Annotated in this window: 23 protein-coding genes; 18 read left to right on the top strand and 5 right to left on the bottom strand. The window is 39.8% G+C overall.

The genetic code is table 11. The features are described from left to right. The first annotated feature begins 1 nt into the window (after nucleotide 1). From fdx to PVK63_RS18660, 14 genes are all read left to right on the top strand, one after another. Nucleotides 2–340: an ISC system 2Fe-2S type ferredoxin gene (gene fdx / locus PVK63_RS18725; RefSeq protein WP_130046423.1), complete on the top strand. Its 339-nt coding sequence runs from the start codon at nucleotides 2–4 to the stop codon at nucleotides 338–340. Nucleotides 341–448: 108 nt separating this feature from the next. Next, nucleotides 449–649 (top strand): Fe-S cluster assembly protein IscX, encoded by a 201-nt coding sequence (gene iscX, locus PVK63_RS18720; protein WP_130088090.1) that lies wholly within the window; start codon nucleotides 449–451, stop codon nucleotides 647–649. 412 nt (nucleotides 650–1,061) lie between these two features. Further along, nucleotides 1,062–2,348 carry an aminopeptidase PepB gene (gene pepB, locus PVK63_RS18715; RefSeq protein ID WP_130088055.1) on the top strand — a complete coding sequence of 429 codons (1,287 nt, stop codon included), beginning with the start codon at nucleotides 1,062–1,064 and terminating at the stop codon, nucleotides 2,346–2,348. Nucleotides 2,349–2,474: 126 nt separating this feature from the next. Continuing rightward, nucleotides 2,475–2,909, top strand: coding sequence for a nucleoside-diphosphate kinase (gene ndk / locus PVK63_RS18710; protein ID WP_130044648.1), 435 nt, complete (start codon nucleotides 2,475–2,477; stop codon nucleotides 2,907–2,909). 224 nt (nucleotides 2,910–3,133) lie between these two features. After that, on the top strand, nucleotides 3,134–4,252 hold the full coding sequence (locus PVK63_RS18705) for a bifunctional tRNA (adenosine(37)-C2)-methyltransferase TrmG/ribosomal RNA large subunit methyltransferase RlmN (protein WP_060993652.1): 1,119 nt from the start codon (nucleotides 3,134–3,136) through the stop codon (nucleotides 4,250–4,252). Nucleotides 4,253–4,282: 30 nt separating this feature from the next. After that, nucleotides 4,283–5,044: a type IV pilus biogenesis/stability protein PilW gene (pilW, locus tag PVK63_RS18700; RefSeq protein WP_130047256.1), complete on the top strand. Its 762-nt coding sequence runs from the start codon at nucleotides 4,283–4,285 to the stop codon at nucleotides 5,042–5,044. After that, nucleotides 5,034–5,969, top strand: coding sequence for a cytoskeleton protein RodZ (gene rodZ / locus PVK63_RS18695; protein WP_130088054.1), 936 nt, complete (start codon nucleotides 5,034–5,036; stop codon nucleotides 5,967–5,969). The genes pilW and rodZ overlap by 11 nt, the downstream gene beginning before the upstream one ends. 12 nt (nucleotides 5,970–5,981) lie before the next feature. Then, nucleotides 5,982–7,100, top strand: a complete 1,119-nt coding sequence (gene ispG, locus PVK63_RS18690; RefSeq protein WP_130044651.1) for a flavodoxin-dependent (E)-4-hydroxy-3-methylbut-2-enyl-diphosphate synthase — start codon at nucleotides 5,982–5,984, stop codon at nucleotides 7,098–7,100. 38 nt (nucleotides 7,101–7,138) lie between these two features. Continuing rightward, complete coding sequence (hisS, locus tag PVK63_RS18685; RefSeq protein WP_130044652.1) at nucleotides 7,139–8,407, top strand: histidine--tRNA ligase; 1,269 nt, start codon at nucleotides 7,139–7,141, stop codon at nucleotides 8,405–8,407. A gap of 11 nt (nucleotides 8,408–8,418) precedes the next feature. Continuing rightward, complete coding sequence (locus PVK63_RS18680; protein ID WP_130047253.1) at nucleotides 8,419–9,030, top strand: YfgM family protein; 612 nt, start codon at nucleotides 8,419–8,421, stop codon at nucleotides 9,028–9,030. 10 nt (nucleotides 9,031–9,040) lie between these two features. Then, on the top strand, nucleotides 9,041–10,198 hold the full coding sequence (gene bamB / locus PVK63_RS18675) for an outer membrane protein assembly factor BamB (RefSeq protein WP_130047252.1): 1,158 nt from the start codon (nucleotides 9,041–9,043) through the stop codon (nucleotides 10,196–10,198). A 181-nt stretch (nucleotides 10,199–10,379) separates the two neighbouring features. Next, nucleotides 10,380–11,882 (top strand): ribosome biogenesis GTPase Der, encoded by a 1,503-nt coding sequence (gene der / locus PVK63_RS18670; protein WP_130047251.1) that lies wholly within the window; start codon nucleotides 10,380–10,382, stop codon nucleotides 11,880–11,882. Nucleotides 11,883–11,959: 77 nt separating this feature from the next. Next, nucleotides 11,960–12,838 carry an alanyl-tRNA editing protein gene (locus PVK63_RS18665; protein WP_130088053.1) on the top strand — a complete coding sequence of 293 codons (879 nt, stop codon included), beginning with the start codon at nucleotides 11,960–11,962 and terminating at the stop codon, nucleotides 12,836–12,838. Nucleotides 12,839–13,144: 306 nt separating this feature from the next. Beyond that, on the top strand, nucleotides 13,145–13,378 hold the full coding sequence (locus tag PVK63_RS18660; RefSeq protein ID WP_130088052.1) for a zinc ribbon domain-containing protein: 234 nt from the start codon (nucleotides 13,145–13,147) through the stop codon (nucleotides 13,376–13,378). A gap of 12 nt (nucleotides 13,379–13,390) precedes the next feature. Here the strand turns inward: PVK63_RS18660 and xseA are convergent, their stop codons facing one another. Next, complete coding sequence (gene xseA, locus PVK63_RS18655; protein ID WP_130088051.1) at nucleotides 13,391–14,725, bottom strand: exodeoxyribonuclease VII large subunit; 1,335 nt, start codon at nucleotides 14,723–14,725, stop codon at nucleotides 13,391–13,393. A 209-nt stretch (nucleotides 14,726–14,934) separates the two neighbouring features. Here xseA and guaB point away from each other — a divergent pair, with 209 nt between their 5' ends. The 3 genes from guaB to PVK63_RS18640 all read left to right on the top strand — a co-directional run bounded on the left by guaB (nucleotide 14,935) and on the right by PVK63_RS18640 (nucleotide 20,004). Further along, nucleotides 14,935–16,398 (top strand): IMP dehydrogenase, encoded by a 1,464-nt coding sequence (gene guaB / locus PVK63_RS18650; RefSeq protein WP_130047247.1) that lies wholly within the window; start codon nucleotides 14,935–14,937, stop codon nucleotides 16,396–16,398. 216 nt (nucleotides 16,399–16,614) lie between these two features. Beyond that, entirely contained in the window at nucleotides 16,615–18,168 is a 1,554-nt protein-coding gene (gene guaA / locus PVK63_RS18645; RefSeq protein ID WP_130047246.1) for a glutamine-hydrolyzing GMP synthase, read from the top strand. Between the two features lie 276 nt (nucleotides 18,169–18,444). Next, the gene (locus PVK63_RS18640) at nucleotides 18,445–20,004 is read left to right on the top strand and encodes an AbgT family transporter (RefSeq protein WP_130088050.1); all 1,560 of its coding nucleotides are present in this window, start codon (nucleotides 18,445–18,447) and stop codon (nucleotides 20,002–20,004) included. A gap of 80 nt (nucleotides 20,005–20,084) precedes the next feature. Here PVK63_RS18640 and PVK63_RS18635 read toward each other — a convergent pair whose 3' ends face one another. From PVK63_RS18635 to PVK63_RS18625, 3 genes are read right to left on the bottom strand one after another with little or no spacing between them, the layout of a single operon-like run. Further along, nucleotides 20,085–20,720: a helix-turn-helix transcriptional regulator gene (locus tag PVK63_RS18635; RefSeq protein ID WP_130044662.1), complete on the bottom strand. Its 636-nt coding sequence runs from the start codon at nucleotides 20,718–20,720 to the stop codon at nucleotides 20,085–20,087. A 56-nt stretch (nucleotides 20,721–20,776) separates the two neighbouring features. Then, on the bottom strand, nucleotides 20,777–22,054 hold the full coding sequence (locus PVK63_RS18630) for an L-cysteine desulfidase family protein (protein WP_130088049.1): 1,278 nt from the start codon (nucleotides 22,052–22,054) through the stop codon (nucleotides 20,777–20,779). Between the two features lie 22 nt (nucleotides 22,055–22,076). Next, complete coding sequence (locus PVK63_RS18625) at nucleotides 22,077–22,457, bottom strand: Rid family detoxifying hydrolase (protein WP_130088048.1); 381 nt, start codon at nucleotides 22,455–22,457, stop codon at nucleotides 22,077–22,079. A gap of 292 nt (nucleotides 22,458–22,749) precedes the next feature. Here PVK63_RS18625 and PVK63_RS18620 point away from each other — a divergent pair, with 292 nt between their 5' ends. Then, complete coding sequence (locus PVK63_RS18620) at nucleotides 22,750–24,054, top strand: amino acid permease (protein ID WP_130047243.1); 1,305 nt, start codon at nucleotides 22,750–22,752, stop codon at nucleotides 24,052–24,054. A 96-nt stretch (nucleotides 24,055–24,150) separates the two neighbouring features. Here PVK63_RS18620 and fghA read toward each other — a convergent pair whose 3' ends face one another. Further along, nucleotides 24,151–24,993 carry an S-formylglutathione hydrolase gene (gene fghA / locus PVK63_RS18615; RefSeq protein ID WP_130088047.1) on the bottom strand — a complete coding sequence of 281 codons (843 nt, stop codon included), beginning with the start codon at nucleotides 24,991–24,993 and terminating at the stop codon, nucleotides 24,151–24,153. Nucleotides 24,994–25,325 lie beyond the last annotated feature (332 nt).

Genomic DNA, 25,325 nt, shown 5'->3' with positions numbered 1-25,325 from the left:
AATGCCAAAGATTATTGTTCTACCACACGATGAGTTATGCCCAGAAGGGGCGGTACTTGAAGCAAATGAAGGGGAAACGGTTTTAGACGTTGCTCTTAAAAATGGCATCGCTATTGAGCACGCATGTGAAAAGTCATGTGCATGTACAACGTGCCATGTTGTGATTCGTGAAGGGTTTGATTCACTTGAAGAGAGTGATGAGCTTGAAGATGACATGCTGGATAAAGCGTGGGGTCTAGAGCCAGAGTCTCGTCTTGGTTGCCAAGCAAGAATGGCTAAGCAAGACTTAGTGGTAGAAATTCCAAAATACACACTAAACTTAGCATCAGAAGATCATTAATCTTTCGATTCTAAAATAGATTAAGAGGGCAAGTGTTGAGACGTAAGTAATTACCTCCTCAAACTTGCCCTTTTTATTGCTTATAGCCGCATAAAAAAGGAGTTTATGATGAGTTTAAAATGGATAGATTCAAGAGACATCGCAATTGAGTTATCAGAGAAGTTCCCTGATACTGATCCCAAAACCGTGCGATTTACTGATTTGTGCCAGTGGGTATTGGATTTGGAAGACTTCGATGACGACCCTAAGCACTCAGGTGAAAAGGTATTGGAAGCGATTATCCTGTGCTGGATGGATGAGTGGGATTAATACCAATCTACATAAGTATTTGATCATTCTTGCTTGTTAAAATCGATTATATCAGCGTTATACCTTTCTATTGCAAAAATTAGGTGTAATTAGATCCACTAGTTACTGTAATTTATGCCTTGCTCTAATCGATTTTTCCTAAGCAATTATCTGAACAACTACTTATCCAGAATGGTATAAGTTATTCGAAGTTACATCGGTATTTCATTAATAAGGTTTAAATTCCCATCGAGTGGTTGGATCGATCTCTTAGATTTTAGTGAAATGCCTTGTATCGCCTGTATAAAGTAGGCAAATTAGATAAAAAGAACATTTTGTTCGAGTATACCCATAGTATTAGCGCAATATAAGTAATCAGTAGAATTCACCTACTGATTGTATGGAGTTATTGCGTGCTTAAAGGAGATTCATCATGTCACAAAAGATGACGGTACAACTTTCATCAATCGCTGCTCTTGCTCATTGGGGTGAAAATGCACCGCTTTCGTTTACTGCAGAGGGCGCAGTGATCCACTGTACTGATAGTGATGTTTATAGCGCAATTCAGCGTGCTGCTCGAAAGCTAGCAATTCAAGGTCTTGTTGCTGTTGAGCTGCAAGGTCCAGAGTGGGATTTAGAGTCTATTTGGTCTTTTGTTCAGGGTTTTCGTGATTCAAAAAGCAATAATGACGTTACTTGGGCCGCACTTGTTGAGGCGGATGAAAAAGAGCTGAATGATCGCATATTAACAACTAACTGGACTCGTGAACTTATTAATAAGACGGCGGAAGAAGTCGCTCCTCGTCAACTTACCACAATGGCTGCTGAGTTTATTAAATCAGTTGCACCAGCCGGAACTGTAACGGCTAAAATAATTAAAGATAAAGACTTACTAACGGAAGGTTGGACAGGTATTTACGCGGTAGGTCGTGGTTCTGAGCGTACTTCAGCGATGCTGCAGCTAGATTACAACCCAACTGGCGATGCTGATGCTCCTGTTTTTGCGTGTCTTGTAGGTAAAGGTATTACCTTTGACTCTGGTGGTTACAGCATTAAACCTTCTGGCGGCATGGCGTCAATGAAAGCCGACATGGGAGGCTCTGCGCTAGCAACAGCTGGTCTTGCAATGTCGATTCTTCGTGGTTTAGATAAGCGCGTTAAATTGATTTTATGCTGTGCTGAAAATATGATTTCAGGCCGAGCATTAAAGCTAGGCGATATCATTACCTATAAAAATGGTAAAACAGTAGAGATCTTAAATACTGATGCAGAAGGTCGCTTAGTATTAGCTGATGGTCTTCAGTTTGCCTCAGCACAAAACCCAGAACTTATTATTGACTGTGCAACATTAACAGGTGCAGCAAAAATGGCGGTGGGTAATGACTTCCATTCTTTATTAAGCTTTGATGATGAGTTGAGCCAAAAAGCATTAACGTCAGCTCAAGAAGAAAATGAAGGACTATGGCGTTTACCGTTAATGGAATTTCACCGTACTATGTTACCGTCAAACTTTGCAGATTTAGCTAATATTGGCTCAGGAGCATATTCTCCAGGAGCAAGTACAGCAGCCGGCTTCTTATCTTACTTTGTTGAAGATTATCAGAAGGGATGGATGCATATGGACTGTTCGGCAACGTATCGTACCGCGCCATCAGATAAATGGTCAGCAGGGGCAACAGGCGTTGGTGTTAGAACACTTGCTAATATATTAACTAAGTAATTAAAATGAAGATCGAGCTCGCTCGGTCTTCTTTTTTAATGGGTAATTTCTATCAGCATTTTATATGATAAATGAGAGCTGATAGAAATTAATATAAGAAGTAAAAGAAACCTAAAGGAAAGTAGAATGACAATAGAACGTACTTTTTCAATTGTAAAACCGGATGCCGTTAAGCGTAACTTAATTGGTGCTATTTACCGTCGTATTGAAAAAACAGGTATGCAAATCGTTGCTGCTAAAATGCTTCGTTTAACTAAAGAACAAGCAGAAGGCTTTTATGCAGAGCATGAAGGTAAAGAGTTTTTTAATGATCTAGTCGCTTACATGATGTCTGGCCCAGTAATGGTACAGGTATTAGAAGGGGAAAATGCGGTGGCTCGCTACCGTGAGCTAATGGGTAAGACTAACCCAGAAGACGCTGCCTGTGGCTCATTGCGTGCCGATTATGCAATCAGCATGCGTCATAACTCAGTTCATGGTGCAGACAGTCCTGAATCTGCAGCACGCGAGATTGCTTACTTCTTTGCTGAAGATGAAATCTGTCCACGTCCAGCAGAATAAAGGATTAAGGATTCAGATCGGTCGCAAGCTCCCTTGAAGGTTTCAGAGGAGCTTGCTGTTAGTCTGGTATTTAAAATAATATAGTCAATACAGTAAATTTTTCTTTTCTATAACAGATTAATCATACACCCGCTTTAAACCTCGACCCTCTAGTAATATTCTCTCAAAACTTGTACAATTCTGCGCCCGATATTCGCGGTGATGTTATTTATCAGAGAGGCAACATGACTACAGCTAAAATCAATCTACTGGACTTTGATCGTAAAGGACTTCGAGCATTTTTTTCTGAGGAATTAGGAGAGAAAGCATTCAGAGCCGATCAAATCATGAAGTGGATGTATCACTTTGGTTGTGATGACTTCGATCAAATGAACAACATCAACAAAAAACTTCGTGAAAAACTAAAGCACAAGTGTGAGATCCGCGCCCCTTATGTTTCAGAAGCTCAGCATTCGGTTGATGGCACCATCAAATGGGCGATGAAAGTCGGCGATCAAGATGTTGAAACGGTTTATATCCCTGATGGTGACCGTGCTACATTATGCGTATCTTCTCAAGTAGGTTGTGCATTGGAATGTAAATTCTGTTCAACTGCTCAACAAGGCTTTAACCGTAACCTTAAAGTGTCTGAAATTGTAGGCCAAATTTGGCGTGCAGCTCGTGAAATTGGTTTAGAAAAAGAAACTGGTCGTCGTCCAATTACAAATATTGTAATGATGGGCATGGGCGAACCGTTGCTTAATATGAAAAACTTAATTCCATCATTAGAAATTATGCTTGATGATCTAGGCTTTGGTTTATCTAAGCGTCGTGTAACGGTATCGACCTCAGGTGTTGTATCTGGCTTAGAGCAAATGATTGGGAAAATCGATGTAGCATTAGCGATCTCTCTTCATGCGCCAACGGATGAACTACGTAGCGAAATCATGCCAATCAATGATCGTTGGAATATTGATGCATTTTTATCGTGCGTTCGCGAATACATTGCATCATCAAATGCTAACCGTGGTCGTGTAACGGTAGAGTATGTCCTTTTAGATCATGTTAATGATGATATGAATCATGCAAGACAACTCGCAGAATTACTAAAAGATACCCCTGCAAAGATTAATTTGATTCCATTTAACCCATATCCTGGGTCACCATACAAAAAGCCAAGTAATTCACGTATCGATCGATTCATGAAGACACTAATGGAATACGATTTTACGGTAACCGTTCGTAAAACTCGTGGCGATGATATTGATGCTGCTTGTGGTCAATTAGTGGGTGATGTAATCGATAGAACTAAACGTACTCAAGTTAAACAGCAAGGTGAGGCTATCCCTGTTAAAACTGTTTAACCTTGATGTATAACAGCAAGGGAAGGCAGTATGAGAAAATGGAGTGCGGCACTATTAACAATTGGAGTGTTAATCAGTGCTGGTTGTGTCACGGTAAATGAAGCCGATGACATGACCCAAGAAGAGATAATTCGAGCTGCTGAAGCTCGAATTACCCTTGGATTAAGCTATTTAAATGCGGGCAATATGATCAAAGCCCGTGAAAATTTGGAACTGGCTGTACAATACGCTCCCGACTATTACCGCTCTCAAACTTCCCTCGCTTATTATTACCAACAAGTAGATGAAGATGCATTAGCTGAAAAGGCTTACAAACGAGCATTACGTTCTTCATCAAAAAATGGTAATGTATTAAATAACTACGGCGTTTTTCTTTGTAAAAATGGCCGTTATGAGGAAGCTCAACAGAAGTTTGCTCAAGCAATAGACCAACCTTACTATTACCTTGTTTCGGCAAGTTATGAAAATGCAGCCATGTGCGCATTAAGTAGTGGGGATAAAGTGACAGCAAAAACGTATTTTGAGCGCTCACTGGCTCATGATCCGAATCGAGTTCGTTCCACCCTTCAATTGGCTAAATTGAATATTGATGAAGGTAACTATTCAGAACCGAGAATTGCGCTGTTTAAATTTACTAAGAAGTATGGATACAAACCCGTTAGCCTAAGCTTACTCATAGAATTAGAAAAAAAAGCAGGCAATACGCATTTGGTTAAAAAATACGTAAATATTCTCGGGAAAGAGTATCCAGACTCAACAGAATATCAGAATTATATAAATTATGACGATTGAACATATTGAAGAAAAAGTAGAAACATTGGTAGCTCCAGGCTTGTTACTTAAAGAAGCGCGTGAGGAGCAAGGGTTATCACTTGAAGATATCTCATCACGTTTACGTTTACGCGTTGAAGTTTTACAGCAAATTGAAGCTGATCAATTTGATATGGGTAAATTAGCGACGTTTACTCGTGGCTACTATCGTTCTTATGCCAAAATTGTCAATGTGCCTGAAATCAAAGTATTAAATGCTTTAGACCAATTAGGTAAAGCATTGATAGAAGAGCATGATATGCAGAGTTTTTCTCGTAAAACGAAAAGAGAAAAACACGATAACCGCATAATGAAACTGACATGGGTTATTTTTGCGTTAATTCTTAGTATGTCTGTTTTGTGGTGGTGGCAAGAGCAAGCTCAATTAGAGAGCAAACAAGACGCAGAATTAATTACAGAAGTGACATCTGAAGCACCAACTCAAGTGACAGAAAGCACGACTGGTGAAGATGGCGCTACAGATGAACATTCAGTGCTTAATGAGACGAATGCTCTTGAGGTTGATACTAAACTTTCAGAATTAGAAACAGCTCCTGAAGAACTTGAAGCACCTATTGCAGAAGACGTAAGTACCAATGAAGCAGTAGATGCAACTTCAGAAACAAAAGCTGAAGAAAAAGTCGCAGTAGTAGAGCCAGTAGCAATTGCTGAAGATGTACTAATGACCTTTAATAATGATTGTTGGCTACAAGTTCAGGACGCAGCAAATAACCGTCTATACTCAGGCGTGAAAAAAGCAAATCAAACACTAAAACTGACAGGTAAAGCGCCTTATAAACTAGTTATTGGTGCTCCAAGTGCCGTAACATTAACTTATAAAGGTAAACCTGTTGATTTATCTGCATATCCTGCCGGTAAAGTTGCACGATTAACCCTACCTCAATAATGAGTTGATTCCATGCATACAGAATCCCCAATTAAACGCCGTCAATCTACTCGCATTTATGTGGGTAATGTTCCTATTGGAGATGGCGCTCCGATCGCAGTTCAGTCAATGACAAACACGTTAACGACTGATGTTGCTGCGACAGTTGCTCAAATTAAAGCACTTGAGAAAGTCGGTGCCGACATTGTTCGTGTTTCAGTACCCACAATGGATGCTGCTGAGGCGTTTAAGCTAATTAAACAACAAGTCTCAGTCCCTTTAGTTGCTGATATTCATTTTGATTATCGTATTGCACTAAAAGTTGCCGAGTATGGCGTAGATTGCTTACGTATTAATCCGGGTAATATCGGTAATGAGCAACGTATTCGCTCTGTTGTTGATTGTGCTCGTGATAAAAATATTCCAATTCGTATTGGTGTTAACGGCGGCTCATTAGAAAAAGACATTCAAGCTAAATATAAAGAGCCAACAGCAGAAGCGTTACTTGAGTCAGCAATGCGACATGTTGATATATTGGACAAAATGAACTTTGACCAGTTTAAAGTCAGCGTTAAAGCATCCGATGTATTTCTCGCAGTTGATTCATACCGCTTGTTAGCAAAACAAATCGCTCAACCACTGCATTTAGGTATTACTGAGGCTGGTGGTGCGCGCGCAGGCTCTGTAAAGTCAGCTGTTGGTTTAGGGTTACTATTATCTGAAGGTATTGGTGACACACTACGTATTTCTTTGGCAGCAGATCCTGTTGAAGAGATCAAAGTTGGTTTTGATATCTTAAAATCATTGCGTATTCGCTCTCGCGGCATTAACTTTATTGCTTGCCCTACATGTTCTCGTCAAGAGTTTGATGTGATCGCAACGGTTAATGAGCTTGAGCAGCGTTTAGAAGACTTAATCACACCAATGGATGTATCTCTTATTGGTTGTGTTGTAAATGGCCCTGGTGAAGCTGAAGTTTCGCATATGGGAATTGCGGGAAGTAACCGCAAAAGTGCGTTCTATGAAGATGGCATACGTCAGAAAGAGCGTTTTGATAATGATAATATTGTGGATAAATTAGAAGCAAAAATTCGTGCTAAAGCAGCAACGTTATCAAAAGAAAACCAAATTGATATTAATCAGATAGACTGATTAATTGTAGATATAAATAAACCCATTGGGAAGTGAACGTGGCTAAAGCAATCCAAGCAATTCGAGGCATGAATGACTGCCTTCCAACACAATCGCCATTGTGGCACAAAGTTGAAAATAGCGTAAAACGCGTTATCAGTGCATACGGTTATAACGAAGTTCGTATGCCTATCGTTGAGCAAACGAATCTTTTTAAACGAGCTATCGGTGAAGTTACTGATGTTGTTGAAAAAGAGATGTATACGTTTGAAGACCGTAATGGTGATAGCTTAACGCTTCGTCCTGAAGGGACTGCGGGTTGTGTTCGTGCAGGAATTGAAAATGGTCTACTGTACAACCAAGAGCAACGTTTATGGTACATGGGCCCAATGTTCCGTCACGAGCGCCCTCAAAAAGGTCGTTACCGTCAATTCCACCAAGTTGGTGTTGAAGTATTTGGTTTGAACGGCCCTGATGTTGATGCTGAATTGATCATGATGACAGCGCGTTTATGGCGTGAATTAGGCATCGATCAACACGTTCGCTTAGAGTTAAACTCGATTGGTTCATTAGAAGCGCGTGCTAACTATCGTGTTGCACTTATTGCTTTTCTAGAACAACACCTAGATGTATTAGACGAAGATTGTAAGCGTCGTATGCACACTAATCCAATGCGTGTTTTAGATACAAAGAACCCAGATGTTCAAGCAATTTTAGGTGATGCACCTAAGTTATCTGAGTACTTAGATGATGATTCAAAAGCACATTTTTCTGGATTATGTGAACTACTTGACGCTGCTGGTATCCAATATCAAGTTAATGAACGTTTAGTTCGTGGATTAGATTATTATAACCGTACTGTTTTTGAGTGGATTACTGAAAGTTTAGGCGCTCAAGGCACGGTATGTGGCGGTGGTCGTTATGATGGTCTAGTTGAACAACTAGGCGGTAAAGCAACGCCAGCGGTTGGTTTTGCTATGGGCCTAGAGCGTTTAGTATTACTAATGGAAACATTAGAATTAACTGACGTTCGTCGTTCAGTTGATGTGTACATGGTGACGTCTGGCGAAGGTACATTAATGGCTGGTATGAAACTGGCTGAGTCCCTACGTGAACAAGTACCAGGCTTACGCGTAATGTGCCACTTTGGTGGCGGTAACTTTAAAAAACAATTTAAACGTGCTGATAATGCCGGTGCCGCAGTTGCTCTTATCTTAGGTGAGAGTGAAGTCGCTGAGCAGACAGTTAACGTAAAAGATTTACGAACTGGCGAGCAAGAAACTTTAGCTCAAACAGACGTATTCGCAAAATTAGCTGATTTGATTTAAGAGGATAGGACGTGGAAGCCTACGAAACTGAAGAACAACAAGTTGAAGCCATTAAAAGTTGGTGGAAAGAAAATGGCAAGGCAGTCGTTGTTGGTGGCGTTGTTGGCATTGGTGCCATTTTAGGTTGGAAATATTACCAATCGGCGCAAATTGAAGCAAAAGATACAGCGTCAATGTCTTATGAGAAAACATTAACGACATTGCAAGCATCTGGTGCAGAAGCCGCTGAGTCAACTCAAGCGTTTATTAATGCAAATGCAAAAAGCGAATACGCAACTTTAGCGGCTCTTCAGCTAGCAAAGGTACAAGTAGAAGCTGGCCAACTTGATAATGCAATAACGCAGTTAAATTGGATTGCAAGTAACAGCAAAGATGAGTCTTTGATTGCTACGGCACAAATTCGAATTGCTCGTATTCAAGCACAACAAGAAGAATTTGATGCAGCACTAACAACACTAGAAACAGTGAAACCTGCAAGTTGGGCTGCTCGTGTTGCTGAAGTTAAAGGTGATATTGCACTTCGTCAAGGTGATATAGCAACAGCTCGCTCTGCTTATACAGAGGCACTGCAAGCTGGTATGAACCAAGCGGTTCAAATGAAACTGGATGATTTAGCAGAGTAAGGACAACTGAATGCGTAAGGTGTTAAAAAAAGCGGCATTATGTACCTTTGGTTTCTCGATGCTTTTTGGCTGTGCGAGTGAAGAAGATACAATCGTAATGGCACCGGTTCCTGTTGTTCAAAATCAATTTGAACCAACTACGGAATGGACAAGTTCAATTGGAGATGGCGTTGGGCATTATTTTTCTCGTTTAACGCCAGTTTACGCTTATCAAAAAGTTTATGTTGCAAGTCGAGATGGTTTGGTTAAAGCGCTTGATCCTGAAAATGGTAAAACAATTTGGGAGCAAGACTTAGAGCAAGATGATACCGCTCGATTATCTGGCGGCTTAACACTGACATACGGCAAGGTCTTTATTGGTTCTGAGAATGGTGAGCTTATCACTCTTGATGCAGAGACGGGTGAAGAATTATGGCGTGAGAAAGTGGATGGTGAAGTACTTGCAAAACCATTAGCTGATGAAGGTTATGTTATTATTCATACAAGTCGTGGAGCATTGGTTGCTTTTGATGCTGAAACGGGTGTAGAACAATGGCAAATTAACAGTGAAGTGCCTAACTTAACCCTTCGTGGTGACAGTGCACCAGTGAGTATCTCAGGTGGTGTTTTTTGGGGAATGTCTAATGGTCGTTTAGCAGCCGCTTTGATCTCTAAAGGTCAGCTATTATGGCAACAACCAGTAGGTACACCAAAAGGGGCAACAGAAATTGATCGCCTCGTTGATGTTGATGCATCTCCACTTATTTTAGGTGGGCGCTTATATACCATTGGCTACAATGGTCAGTTAATCGCATTAGATCTTCGTACAGGGCAACCTGTTTGGAAACGTAATTACTCATCAGCGATGAATATGTCATCAGATGGAAAGCGACTTTTCTTAGTGACAGAAAAAGATCATGTTGTAGCTGTTGATGCACGAAGTGGTACCGAGCTTTGGAATAATGAAGAGCTTGAATACCGCCAGTTAACATCGCCAACGATTATTGATAATTACATCGTAGTTGCTGATAGTGAAGGCTACCTACATTGGTTGGATAGAGATACCGGGTTGTTTATGTCTCAGCAAGAGATTGACAGTGACGGTATCGCAGTATCCCCAATTTTGGTGGAAGATAGCTTTGTTATTGTGACTCGCGAAGGCGATATCAAAAAAATGCGAATTAAATAAGTTTTATTTGCTATAATTGTGAATTGGCTCCAAGTCCTTTGGCTTTGGAGCCTTTTATTGTTTTTAGATAGTGAAAGATAATCCAATTTGGTGATGGCTTTACTACTTGATAAATCCGTTAAAACCATCATCAAATTGGTATTAGCTCGCGCTATGCCTATGATTAAATAAAGAGGTATGTATGATTCCTGTTGTTGCTCTGGTAGGGCGTCCAAATGTTGGTAAATCGACGCTGTTTAACCGTGTTACACGCACAAGGGATGCATTAGTTGCTGATTTTCCTGGTTTAACTCGTGATCGTAAATACGGCCGTGCTAAGTTAGAAGAGCAAGAATTCATTCTTATCGATACCGGTGGTATTGATGGAACAGAAGAAGGTGTAGAGACTAAAATGGCAGAACAGTCATTAGCTGCGATTGAAGAAGCTGATGTTGTGTTATTTATGGTTGATGGCCGTGCTGGTTTAACATCATCTGATGAAGCTATCGCAAAACACTTACGTTCACGTGAAAAACCAACCTTCTTAGTAGTAAATAAGATTGATGGTATTGATGCAGATGCAGCAAGTGCTGAATTCTGGCAGCTAGGCATGAACAAGGTTTATCAAATTGCAGCTTCACATGGCCGTGGTGTTACATCACTTTTAGAACTTGCTCTAGCTCCTTTTATGGAAGAGCTTGTTGAAGAGTCTTTGAAAGATGAAAACGGTGAGATGACTGATCTTACTGAGTTTGAAGATTTCGAAGAAGAAGAAAAAGATCTAACTGAAGAAGATGCAGAAAGAGATTTTTCTCGTCTTCAAGATCAACCAATAAAACTTGCAATTATTGGTCGTCCTAACGTAGGCAAATCAACACTAATTAACCGTATTCTTGGTGAAGAGCGTGTGGTTGTTTATGACATGCCTGGCACCACTCGTGACTCTATTTACATTCCTATGGAACGTGAAGGTCAAGAGTATGTATTAATCGATACAGCAGGCGTTCGTCGTCGTGGTCGTATTAATGAAACTGTTGAGAAATTCTCTGTAATCAAAACTCTAAAAGCAGTAGAAGACGCTAACGTTGTGCTTTTAGTTATCGATGCGCGTGAAAATATTTCAGATCAAGATCTAAGCTTACTTGGCTTTGCATTAAATGCAGGTCGTTCATTAGTTATAGCTGTGAACAAGTGGGATGGACTTGATAATGAAGTTAAAGAGAAAGTGAAATCTGAGCTAGATCGTCGTCTTGGCTTTGTTGATTTTGCTCGTCTTCACTTTATTTCAGCTCTACATGGTACTGGTGTTGGTCATTTATATGAATCTGTACAAGAAGCATATGTGTCTGCAACTAAGCGTGTAGGTACGTCTGTTCTTACCCGTATTATGAAAATGGCTCAAGAAGATCACCAACCGCCAATGGTTCGTGGTCGTCGTGTGAAATTGAAATACGCTCACGCAGGTGGTTATAACCCACCGCTTATCGTTATTCACGGTAACCAAGTAAAAGAACTACCTTCTTCTTACAAGCGTTTCTTAATGAACTATTTCCGTAAGTCATTAGAAATTATGGGAACTCCTATTCGTATTCAATTCCAGAATAGTGAAAACCCATTTGAAGATCGCGGTGGTAAATTGACTCTATCTCAAGAGCGTCAACGTAAGCGTCTAGTTGGCGCAGTGAAAAACCGCAATAAGAAGTAACCTAGAGCTACTTTATTAATATTATTCAATAATAAAACGCCCACCTATTTGTTGGGCGTTTTTTTTAGGTAAAAATCATGATTCAGCTATCAGCAACAGAGATTTTATTTTGTCATAACACGTGGCAATCTAATTCCATTGTGAAACTTATTAAAGAAACAGAGCAAGGAAAGTGGGTTGTTACTAAAGAAACTCCGTTTCATCCTGTTAGCCATATTTGGCCAGATCACCCAGAAGACAAAGGTGTACTTCAAATCAACAATGTTGAATACCCTGTACTTACTTGCCAAACAGGTGCAATCGAACTATCTACAGGTGAGCTTTATATTGGTAAAGATATTCCAATTAAACGTGGAGAAGCGGGCTGGATTTTTGTTGTTTCGCATTTAATATCTAAAGATACCGATATAGCAGTAGAAAACACTGTTGAGCTAAAGGTTGATAAAGAATACCAAGACTCATTGAGTCGCGGACACAGTGCTGGTCATATCGCTTATTTAGCATTAAACAAAGTGCTTCATGCTAATTATTGGCGTAAAGATGCAGATAGAAAAGATGAACTGGGTCATTACAATTTCAATAGCTACGCTCAAGAAACCAGCTTTGTTACAGAAGATCATTGCGAAGATGTATACCGTTTAGGTAAAACATTACGTAAGCGAGGATTGAATAGTGCAGAGATGATGTCGGATCTTGAGAGTATTGCAGCGCAAGTGAATCAGCAGATTTGTGTGTGGCTTGCCTTAGAAAATGAAGTTTCTATTGAATGTGAAGGTAAAGCGTTAACTGATTCACGTTACTGGATAGCAGACTTTGGTATAGATGGTGTTGCTAAGCTTCCTTGTGGTGGAACGCATGTCTCTTCTTTTAAAGAATATCAAGAGATTAACGTTCAGCTTAACGCACAAGGTGAGCAAGAATTATTAATGTTAACTCGCTCTACTAAGCGAGTATAAAGTCGAAATTACATGAGATGTAACTCTTCTTCTGTATTTGGTATTATTTCCATGTTTTCGACTGAAATAGAAAGGTTAATACTGATTGATGTGCTGGATCTTCTGTTTTGAATGAATTGTTTTGATATTTTATATCGTTTAAAATTGAAAAACAGGATATGTAACTAATGCTTTCGGGGTGTGGTTATATAAATGTTCTTAAAGGGCATGATCGCTGATCAGATCCCTATAAGCATAAAGATCCACACTTTTAAATGCGTACAGAGACACTGTGTTTATTTGAAATTGATTAAGAAGGAAACAGCGATGCAAACAAACGAATGTCCTAAATGCCAGTCTGAATTGCGTTGGCAGCGAGAAGGATATCATTGTGATTTTTGTCAGGTTGATTTTACAAAAGTAGCTTATTGTCCAGATTGCAATAAGGAGATGGAAAAGCTTAATGCGTGTGGTGCAGCAAGCTATTTTTGTCATGATTGCAATGAGTTGAAATCTAAGTCTCGTGCGAAAACCGACTTTGTAGAGATGAGATCTAACTAGCCTAAGTTCAGGCTAGTTAATTATTGTTGAGGTAATTTCGCCATCAGCAAAACGAGTGGTTATGCTTTCACCAGTCACAACTTGTTTTGTTGAAGTGACAACCGCTCCTTTGTTATTACGAGTAATGGAATAGCCGCGTTGTAATGTCGCTAATGGACTAACGGTATCGAGCTTCTCTGCTGCTAATGCTAAGTGATGACGCTGCATTAATAGATTTCTGTCCATTGAATCGAGTAAACGGCGCTTTAGTTCCTCTATTCGTAATCTATCTTGAGATACTTTTTTGGCAGGAGATAGATTACTTAAGCGTAAAGTTAGGTTCTCAACCTTATATTGGTGACGTTGCAAACGTTGCTGCATATACGCCATCAAACGTTGATTCAAATCATCAAGCTTTTGGCTTTGATTGTTTAACTGCATTTGTGGGTGCTGTTTTTCAAGACGATGCTGAAGAGTCGATAGTTGACGCTGCTGTTTTGATAAATAGCGATCCATTGCACTGTTTAATCGTCGTTTCTGATGACTAACTGTTTGCAGTTGAGAAGACAAATCACGACTTACTAATTCAGCCGCAGCAGAAGGCGTTGGTGCTCGCACATCTGCGACAAAATCGGCAATGGTTACGTCGATCTCATGGCCCACTGCACTCACTATTGGGATCTCACTTGCCGCAATGGTTCTTGCCACGATCTCTTCATTGAAGCACCAAAGATCTTCCAATGAGCCTCCGCCTCGACCCACGATCAAAATATCACACTCATTACGAGTATTAGCACGTCCAATCGCTTGTGCAATTTGAATTGCTGCACCAGCACCTTGAACCATGGTTGGGTAAATGACTACGGGTAGGTTAGGATCACGTCGTTTCAATACGTTTAAAATATCAAATAAAGCAGCGCCTGTTTGTGAGGTAATGATACCGACACGTTTTGGCTGTTCTGGTAAAGGCTGTTTAGCCGTTTGTGCAAAGAGGCCCTCTGCAGCAAGTGACATTTTAAGCTGGTCAAACTCTTGTTGAAGGCGGCCATCGCCTTCGGGCTGCATACTTTCAATAATTAATTGATAGTCGCCGCGGGGTTCGTATAAAGAAAGGCGAGCTTTAACAAGAACTTGTTTACCGTTTTGAGGCTTAAAAGTAACCCGACGATTATTGCCTTTGAACATCGCACATTTGACTTGTGCTTGGCTGTCTTTAAGCGTGAGATACCAATGCCCAGAGACGGGAACAGTAAGGTTTGATATTTCCCCAACAAGCCAAACAATGCCCATTTCATTTTCTAATAATAGGCGAACTTCAGAGTTAAGACGTGAGACTGTAAAGATGCGAGGATTAGAATCGAGAGACATGATAATGCCTTAGACATGGCTATAGGAATTAGCGGCAATATAATACATAGCAAGGGGGATAATGCAAATTAAAAATAAATAAATGTGTAGCCAAGCGATTGCGCCGTGCGTATAATCCGTCTGCAATATCAAATCCAAAACACTTTATTATGCGAAACGATAAAGTGGGATTTATTCCTTTAAACACTTATTGTTGTGAGATATTGCAAATGCTACGAATCGCAAAAGAAGCTTTAACCTTCGATGACGTTTTACTCGTCCCAGCACACTCCACAGTTCTTCCTAACACCGCTGATCTTCGCACTCAGTTAACGAAGACTATCTCTCTAAATATCCCTATGATTTCAGCATCAATGGATACAGTGACAGAAGCGCGCCTTGCTATTGCATTAGCGCAAGAGGGTGGCATCGGTTTTATCCACAAGAACATGTCTATTGAACAGCAAGCTGAACAAGTTCGCTTAGTAAAAATCTTTGAGGCAGGCGTTGTATCTGCTCCAGTAACCGTTCGTCCTGACGCAACTATCCAAGATGTGAAAGATCTGACTGAAAAACACGGTTTTGCTGGCTTCCCTGTAGTAACTGAAACTAACGAACTTGTTGGTATCATTACTGGTCGTGATGTTCGTTTTGTAACAGACTTATCTAAGAAAGTTGACGTTGTTATGACGCCAAAGGCACGCTTAGCTTCTGTTAAAGAAGGTGCAACTCGTGAAGAAGTTCAAGAGAAAATGCATGAAGCGCGTGTTGAGAAAGTATTGGTAGTGAACGATGAGTTCCAACTAACCGGTATGATTACAGCAAAAGATTTCCACAAAGCAGAACGTAAACCAAATGCATGTAAAGACGAACGTGGTCGTCTACGTGTAGGTGCTGCTGTTGGCGCCGGCGCTGGTAATGAAGAGCGTGTTGCTGCTCTTGTTGAAGCGGGCGTTGATGTTCTGCTTATCGATTCATCTCACGGTCATTCAGAAGGCGTTTTACAACGTATTCGTGAAACTCGTGCATCTTTCCCAGACCTACAAATTATTGGTGGTAACGTTGCTACTGGTGCGGGCGCTAAAGCATTAATCGATGCTGGTGTAAGTGCTGTAAAAGTAGGCATCGGCCCAGGTTCAATCTGTACTACTCGTATCGTTACGGGTGTGGGTGTTCCTCAAATTACGGCTATTTCAGATGCAGCAGAAGTTGCAACGGCTCACGATATTCCAGTTATTGCAGATGGCGGCATCCGTTACTCTGGTGATATCTGTAAAGCAATTGCAGCTGGTGCATCATGTGTAATGGTTGGCTCAATGTTTGCGGGTACAGAAGAAGCACCGGGTGAAGTGATTCTTTATCAAGGTCGTTCATACAAATCTTACCGTGGCATGGGCTCTCTTGGTGCGATGTCTCAAGGTTCTTCAGACCGTTACTTCCAATCTGATAATGCAGCGGACAAGCTTGTGCCTGAAGGTATCGAAGGTCGTATCGCATACAAAGGTCGTCTAAAAGAGATCGTTCACCAACAAATGGGTGGTTTACGTTCAAGCATGGGCCTAACAGGTTCAGCAACAATTGAAGACATGCGTACTAAAGCTGAATTTGTTCGTATTTCAGGTGCAGGGATGAAAGAGTCTCACGTACATGATGTTCAGATCACGAAAGAAGCACCTAATTATCGTTTGGGTTAAAAGAAGCGCCTAGGCTAATTTTTCTTAATTTTCTTTGCAGAATCTTCCGATTTCGTTGTCAAAGGTACTCATTTACACTTGTAAACTCCGTGCCTTTTCCTAGAACTCGAATGATTCTGCTGTGAAATATAAAGAAAAAACTTTGTACCAAATTCAATTTTAAGCGTGTGATTTATATGAAATCACACTAAATAAATGACTTTTTGAGAAAGACTAATGACGACTAATATCCACGATCAACGCATTCTTATTTTAGATTTTGGTTCTCAATACACGCAGCTTGTTGCGCGTCGTATCCGTGAGATTGGTGTTTACTGTGAGCTTTGGAGCTGGGATGTAGAAGAATCTGACATCCGTGATTTTAACCCAGATGGCATCATCTTATCTGGTGGTCCTGAAAGTGTGACTGAAGCAAATTCTCCTCGTGCTCCTCAATATGTATTTGATTCTGGTGTTCCTGTATTTGGTGTGTGTTACGGCATGCAAACAATGGCAGAACAACTTGGCGGTAAAGTAGCAACGTCTACTGAGCGTGAATTTGGTTATGCTGCGGTACAAGTAACAGGTGAATCAGCGCTGTTTAAAGATCTTGAAGCAACTCAAGATGTTTGGATGAGCCACGGTGATAAAGTTGTTGAAATCCCATCTGATTTCGTAAAAATTGCAGAGACAGAAACTTGTCCTTACGCTGCAATGGCGAACGAAGAGAAAAAATACTACGGTGTTCAATTCCACCCAGAAGTAACTCATACTAAAAACGGTCTAAAAATGCTTGAGAACTTTGTTCTTAATGTATGTGGCTGTGAAGGTCTGTGGACTTCAGCATCAATCATTGAAGATGCCGTTGCTCGAATTAAAGAGCAAGTAGGCGATGATGAAGTGATTCTTGGTTTATCTGGTGGTGTAGATTCATCAGTAGTCGCTATGCTTGCTCACCGTGCAATCGGTGACAAACTAACGTGCGTATTTGTTGATAATGGTCTACTTCGTTTAAATGAAGCAGAGCAGGTAATGGAAATGTTCGGTAACAAGTTTGGTCTTAAGATCATTCATGTTGAAGCTGAAAAGCGTTTCCTAGATGCACTTGAAGGTGAATCAGATCCTGAAGCGAAACGTAAGATCATTGGTCACGTATTTGTAGATATCTTCGATGAAGAGTCGAAGAAACTATCAAATGCAAAATGGTTAGCTCAAGGTACTATCTACCCAGATGTTATCGAATCAGCAGCATCGAAAACAGGTAAAGCGCACGTTATCAAATCTCACCACAATGTTGGTGGTCTTCCTGATGACATGGAGATGGGTCTTGTTGAGCCATTACGTGAGCTATTTAAAGATGAAGTGCGTAAGATTGGCTTAGAATTAGGTCTTCCATACAATATGCTTTATCGCCACCCGTTCCCTGGGCCTGGTTTAGGTGTTCGTGTTCTTGGTGAGATTAAGAAAGAGTACTGTGACTTATTGCGTCGTGCTGATGCTATCTTCATTGAAGAGCTGCACAATGCGGATCTTTACCACAAAGTATCTCAAGCGTTCACGGTATTCTTACCAGTACGTTCTGTAGGTGTAATGGGGGATGGTCGTAAATACGATTGGGTTGTTTCTTTACGTGCAGTAGAAACTATCGACTTTATGACAGCGCATTGGGCACATTTACCATACGATTTCTTAGGTAAAGTATCTAACCGCATTATCAATGAAGTAAGTGGCATTTCTCGTGTTGTTTACGATATTTCTGGTAAGCCACCAGCAACAATCGAATGGGAATAATCTCTGATTCAATGAATCTGATTTAATTTAAGAAAGCGCCGAAAGGCGCTTTTTTTGTTTCAGTTGTAAAGTATAATAATTTATATTGTTAGTTATATGTTTCAATGAAAACTTATCTTACAAAATATATGTTTGCACTTCTAAATTATTCAACTAAATGCTCTATTTCTTTCTTAAGTGGTTTACACTGTTTCAGCAAAAGAAAAGTTAAGAGAAGTCACATAATTTCCAAATTCTTTTCTGAAAATACAACATTAATAATAGATGGAGTTACGGATGAGTAACCAAGCAGCAGAGAAAGCATCTAAGCCAAGTGGTATGGATCGTTTTCTAAATACAATCGAACGAGTAGGTAACAAGATCCCAGATCCTGCACTACTGTTTTTCTGGGGCCTTTTAATTGTTTGGGGTCTTTCAGCGCTATTATCACAAGTACAATTTGACTTGATTCATCCTGTTACTCAAGATGCAGTTCAAGTGAAAAACCTTTTAACTGGTGATTCTTTAGCAAACTTTTTAGCAACAATGGTGAAAAACTTCACCGGTTTTGCTCCACTAGGTATCGTATTAGTAGCGATGCTAGGTGTTGGTGTTGCTGACTCTTCAGGCTTTATTCAAACTGGCCTAAAGAAAATGCTTAACTTCACTCCAGCGAAACTATTAACGCCAATGCTTATTCTTGTTGCTATCGTGTCACACACAGCAGCAGATGCGGGTTACGTTTTAGTTATCCCACTAGGTGGTATCATTTTCCACGCGGCAGGTCGTCACCCATTAGCGGGTATCGCAGCTGCATTTGCGGGTGTATCTGGTGGTTTCTCTGCAAACTTTATCCCATCGGGAATCGATCCATTACTGGCTGGCTTTACACAAACAGCAGCACAAGTACTCGATACGACTTACATTGTTAACCCATTAGCAAATATTTACTTTACAGGTCTTTCTTCAATTCTAATTGTTGCGATTGGTTGGTATGTAACTGATAAAATTATCGAACCACGTTTAGCAAATACTCCTGTTGATGAAGATGCAGAAACAGCACCGGATTTAGGCTCTTTTACAGAGATTGAATCGAAAGCATTTAAGTTCGCTGGTTGGGCAATGGTTGCTGGTATCGCACTGTTAATTGCACTTATTTACCCTGAAGATTCAGCACTGCGCTCTCCTGATGGCCAAATTACGTCATTCTCAGCGCCTTTAATGCAGTCAATTGTACCGCTTATTTTCATTCTGTTTATTATTCCAGGCATCGTTTATGGACGTGTATCAGGTACATTTAAAAGCAGTAATGATGTAATTAAAGCAATGTCAGAAACGATGGGCACGATGGGGGCATACATGGTTATGTCATTCTTCTGTGCACAATTCTTAGTTGCTTTCAGTCAATCAAACATCGGTACAATTTTAGCAATGTACGGTGCTGATTTCTTAAAAGCATTAGATCTTCCTGGTCAATTAACGATTATTGGTATGATCTTACTAACGGCATTCGTTAACTTGCTTATCGGTTCGGCATCAGCGAAATGGGCTCTAATTGGTCCTGTATTAGTTCCAATGTTAATGGGTGTTGGTATCTCTCCTGAGCTTTCTCAAGCGGCATACCGTGTAGGTGATTCTGTTTCAAACATCATCTCACCATTAATGGTATTCTTCCCGTTAGTTGTGGTTTACTGCCAACGCTATGTTAAATCAACGGGTATCGGTACATTGGCTTCTCTAATGATGCCTTTCTCTATCGCAATGCTAATTGGTTGGACAGTATTCCTACTTGCTTACTGGGCTCTAGGTATTCCACTAGGTATCCAAGCGCCATACACATATAACCTTCCTGGTTAATTTGTATTAGTAAAAATAAAAGCCCTGAGAATGGTAAGTTCTCAGGGCTTTTTTATGAAAGTGAAGAAGAGGAGGGGAGATTACTTAAATTTTCTTAGATAACGATACACAGAGTCTTTCGACACATTAAGAATATTGGCGGTGATCTGAGTAGCGTCTTTGATATTGAATGCACCTTGGTGGTGTAAACGTTCAACAATGGTTCTGACTCTTCGAGAGACGGCTATACTTTCATCTTCTAACACTTCACTCTGTATTCTTGAAATCGAATCCGTTAGCATTTCTATACTGTCCTTTGCAAAGGTTTCTGGTGACGCTGCTAACTGAGCTGATTGTGGAAATAAATCCATAAAAAAGCTGTTCATTGGTACATCAAGGTTTGAGTTAATGCAAAGTAAAGCAATAGGTATACCTGCCTCATTTCGAATCATCGAAGTAACAGAACGCATTAATTCGCCTTTATCTGTTCGTGTGAAATAAGGGGTTGATACATCAGAACCCGCTTTTAACTTTTCTAATGCTAAGTTGGTTATAGGCGCACCAATACCACGACCCGTGACATGCCCATTAGCAATTTTAATGATTGATGGATTGTCTGAATCTAAAGAGTGCAATACGACTTCGACATGTTTTCCAAACATAGCAGCAATGCCATCAACGATACTAAAGGTTGATTGAAGAATTAGCTTATCGGCGGTAGATAGTTTATGTAGCATAGATACTCTTATGTTAGTGGAAGGTGATGTCACTAGCTAATAGTGACATCTTTTCATTATGATGCCATTATTTCAATGATTTCATGGTCAATATTCGGCATGCCCGTTGTTATCATTCTACCTATATTTTTAATGGTTTTTTCTACATCTTCTGCGATAACACCTTGCTTCGTTACACAATGGTCATTCAAAGCAAGAAGAGATGATTTCATGGCTGATTGAGCACTACTGCCGACTTTCATTGCACAGGTTGATTTCGCGCCATCACAGATCATTCCACTCGTATCACTAATGGTATTTTGAATCGCAGAGCAAGATTGTTCGAATGTCCCACCAGCTAAATAAACCATTGCCATAGCGGCGGCGGCTGAGGTTACAGCATTGCCACAAAATGCCGATAGTGGTGGGTAATGAGATTTAATGTAAATAGCACCAAGATGACTCATGATAAAGGCTCTTGCTAATGCTTCGTCATCGGCATTATAAAAATCAGCCATTTTTACCACAGGGATTGTTGCTGCGATACCTTGGTTACCACTGCCATAATTAGACATCGCCGGTAAGGTCGCACCGCCCATTCGTGCATCAGATGCTGCTGAGGTATAAATTAAAATATCACTATCTAAACTTTTTGATAGCAAGCCAGTTTCAATATTTTTTTGATAGGTACGGCCAACTTCTAAGCCGTATGGATTCTTTAATCCTTCTTGAGCGAGTGCAATATTGAGTTCTTTAGCTTCAAGAATAAATTTAATGTCATCAAATTCAGCCTGAGTAGCGAAGTTATAAATTGATGATATTGTGATATCTACGCCATCACAAATAGAAGCAGTAGAAGCTTTTGGTAATAAAGAATCAAGGGAAAAAATGATATTACCATTTAGACGTTTTTCAACAATGAGCGTATGACCTCCGCTGATCGTTACTTCTGCTCGCTGTTGTGAGCTTTTAACGATAACGCGACAATAGATAAATTCATCTGTGGCTTCTCGTTTTACTTGAACGTGTCCTGCATCAATCAGTTGCTGAGCTTCGTTGAGTTGAGATTCGTTTAATTTTGCTAGTACTTCCAACCCGGCTTCTGGATCTCCGCCAGTAGCTCCTGTAGCTGCAGCAATGGCAAGCCCAACTCTACCTGTTCTTGGAACAAAAACACCCATACTATTTTTATACAAATTATCAGAGACAAAAACATCAATAGTTTCTGGTTTTTCTCCAAGCATCTGTGTTGCTACGCTTGTCGCATAGGCTGCACAAATAGGTTCAGTACACCCAAGGGCTGGTTTCACAACATTTTTTAAAATAGTGATGTATTGTTTCCAGGTAGAGTTCATTTTGTTCGCCTTTATCTAATTATTATTTTTGATGCGCAATTGCTTCTACTTCAACAAGTACACCAAGCGGAAGATCTTTTACCGCAAAGCAAGAGCGTGCAGGGCAGTCTGTATGGAAAACGGTTTTATATACTTCATTAAATGCAGCAAAATCAGTGATATTAGCAAGGTAACAGGTTGTTTTTAAAACGGTATTAACATTACCATTGGCGGCTTCGATTACTGAAATTAAGTTTTTAAGAGACATTTCAGATTGAGCTGTAATCCCTCCTTCTACAACTGAGCCTGTTGAACCATCTACCGGTAATTGACCCGATGTAAAAATAAGCCCATTAAATGCGGTGCCGTGAGAGTAAGGGCCGATTGCTTCTGGTGCTGATTTTGCCACGATAATTTGCTTCATATGTATTGTCCTTTTCTTGCAACTATTTTTGATTTTAAGTTTTAACTCAAAATGTGCAAAAATAATTGCATTTAGTTTGTGTGAGTTGAATTTATGCTTATTTATAAGGGATTGCAATTACTTTGTAGCAATTTTTTGTTTATTTTACGAACTGAGATCTCGTTATCATTTCAAATAAAATTGCATTGTTATTTTTAGATTAGAGAGTAAATTCTTCAAAAGTTGCAAGTTGGCGGCAATTTGTCGCTTTAAAATTATAAGAATAGTGATCCCTACAAAGATGGAGTTTTATATGAACACAGCTACATTAGCAGGACTTGGTCGTGATCAAAGTAATATGACTGATTCTGAATGGAAAAAAGCCACTAAATTTGACAGCACTGATATTGGTTGGATAGTGATTAGTATTGGTATGGCTATTGGTGCAGGTATTGTTTTTCTACCTGTTCAAGTAGGTATTATGGGACTTTGGGTTTTCCTTCTATCTTCAATTATTGGCTATCCAGCCATGTATTTGTTTCAAAAACTTTTTATTAATACTCTTGCCGAAGCAAAAACATGTACGGATTATCCAGGTGTCATTACTGGTTATTTAGGTAAGAACTGGGGAGTGGCCTTAGGTGTCCTTTATTTCATTATGTTGGTTATTTGGGTATTGGTTTACTCATTAGCGGTAACCAATGACAGTTCTTCATACTTACACTCGTTTGGTGTAACGGAAGGGCATTTAAATGACAATGTTTTTTATGGTTTAGGGCTGATCTGTGTTCTTGCTTTTATTGGATCTAAAGGTGAGAAAGTACTATTTAAACTATCTGGCTTTATGGCTGTAACGGTACTTTCATTAGTTGCAGTTATGGGGTTATTACTGGTTTCTCGTTGGGATTTTTCTAATATTCCAGCAATGGGATCGTTTGGTCCAATGCTAAAAGATGCGATTATTACGCTTCCATTTACCCTAACGTCTATTCTTTTTATTCAATCTCTTAGCCCTATGGTTATCTCGTATCGTTCACGTGAGAAATCAATTGAAGTTGCGCGTTATAAATCATTAAGAGCGATGAATATTGCTTTTGCTATCTTATTTGTTGTTGTGTTCTTTTTTGCAGTGTCATTTACCTTTGCAATAAGCCAAGAACAAGCGGTTGAAGCAATGAATAAAAACATCTCTGCATTAGCGATTATTGCTCATTACTTCCCAGGAAGTTGGGCAACGGTTACCGGCATTGTGATTAATATTTTTGCTGTCGTAACTTCATTCTTTGGTGTGTTTATGGCATTTCAAGAAGCGTGTCGTGGTATTGCAATGAACTTATTGTTAAGACGTATGGATGAGTCTGTAATTAATAAAGAGTTAGTAAATAAACTAATTACGGTGTTTATTATTTTGCTTGCGTGGTCTGCTGTTGCGTTAAATGCGCCTATCTTATCTTTTACTTCGATTTGTAGCCCTGTTTTTGGTCTAGTAGGTTGTTTAATTCCAGCTTACCTTGTGCATAAAGTGCCAACACTTCATAAGTACAAAGGCTTATCTACTAATCTAATTATTGTTACAGGTATTCTTCTTTGTATCTCTCCAGTGTTAGCGTTTATCTAATTATAGAAAATTAATATATAGACATAAAAAATCCCAGAGGAAGGAGAACCTACTCTGGGATTTTTCTATTTATACTTTGCTTATTTTAAATCAGTATTATTTATTTAAATAAGCAGCATGAAACTCTAAATGCTCATCAATAAAAGTAGAAATGAAGAAGTAGCTGTGGTCGTAACCTGGTTGCATTCTTACTTCTACATCGGCACCAGATTGCTCTGCTGAAGAAAGTAGGTATTCCGGTTTTAACTGTTCTTCCAAAAAGCCGTCCGCTTCACCTTGGTCAACTAAGATCGGAAGTTTTGAGCCTTTTTTAAGAAGTTCAGCACTGTCGTATTCTAACCAAGCTTCTTTATTATCACCTAGGTATAAACCTAACGCTTTTTGTCCCCAAGGGCAGTTAATTGGACTAGTAATAGGACTAAATGCAGAAATTGATTGGTACATATCTTGGTTTTTTAAACCGATAGTAATAGCACCATGACCACCCATACTATGACCAGAAATCGATTTTTTATCTGATACAGGAAAGTGTTCTTCGATTAATGATGGTAGCTCTTTTGTCACATAGTCATACATATGGTAATGACGATTCCAAGGGGCTTGAGTTGCATTTAAGTAGAATCCAGCACCTAGGCCAAAATCGTATGCGCCTTCTGCATCATCAGCAACGTCTTCACCACGAGGGCTTGTATCCATAGCAACAATCGCAATGCCTAATTCAGCCGCTTTTTTGAATGCGCCCGCTTTTTGCATGAAGTTTTCATCGGTGCAGGTCAAGCCTGATAACCAGTATAAAACAGGAACTGGGTTTGTCTCAGAAGCGTTTGCAGGAAGAAAAATAGCAAAGCGCATATCGCAATTTAATGCTGATGATGTATGTGTGTATTGTTTGTGCCAACCACCCGCAACTTTTGCTTGGCTGATATTTTCGATTGTCATGATGAGCCCTTTTATATTTGATTCGTATCAGCGAGATCACTGTATTGAATAGGTATCTACTGGTTGATTTTGAAGTGCTTTAAAATAAAGAATGGAACACTCAGTAAGCTTATCTATAAATTGCGCCACCCACGCAGATAAGCATACTGTGTTTATATAAAGCACTTAGAGATCAAAAGTAGAATAGGGGCTAGAGTATCTACCCCCTCACTTTTACTTATTTATCCATATGTAGAACAGTACGGATAGATTTACCTTCGTGCATTAGATCGAACGCTGCGTTTACATCCGCAAGACCCATAGTGTGAGTGATGAAATCATCAAGAGCGAAT

Origin of the sequence: Aliivibrio sp. S2TY2, assembly GCF_028765525.1 — a bacterium.
GTDB classification, from domain to species: Bacteria; Pseudomonadota; Gammaproteobacteria; order Enterobacterales; family Vibrionaceae; genus Aliivibrio; species Aliivibrio finisterrensis_A.
Note: the sequence above shows the minus strand (reverse complement) of the source record. Positions and strands in the feature narration are given on the sequence as shown.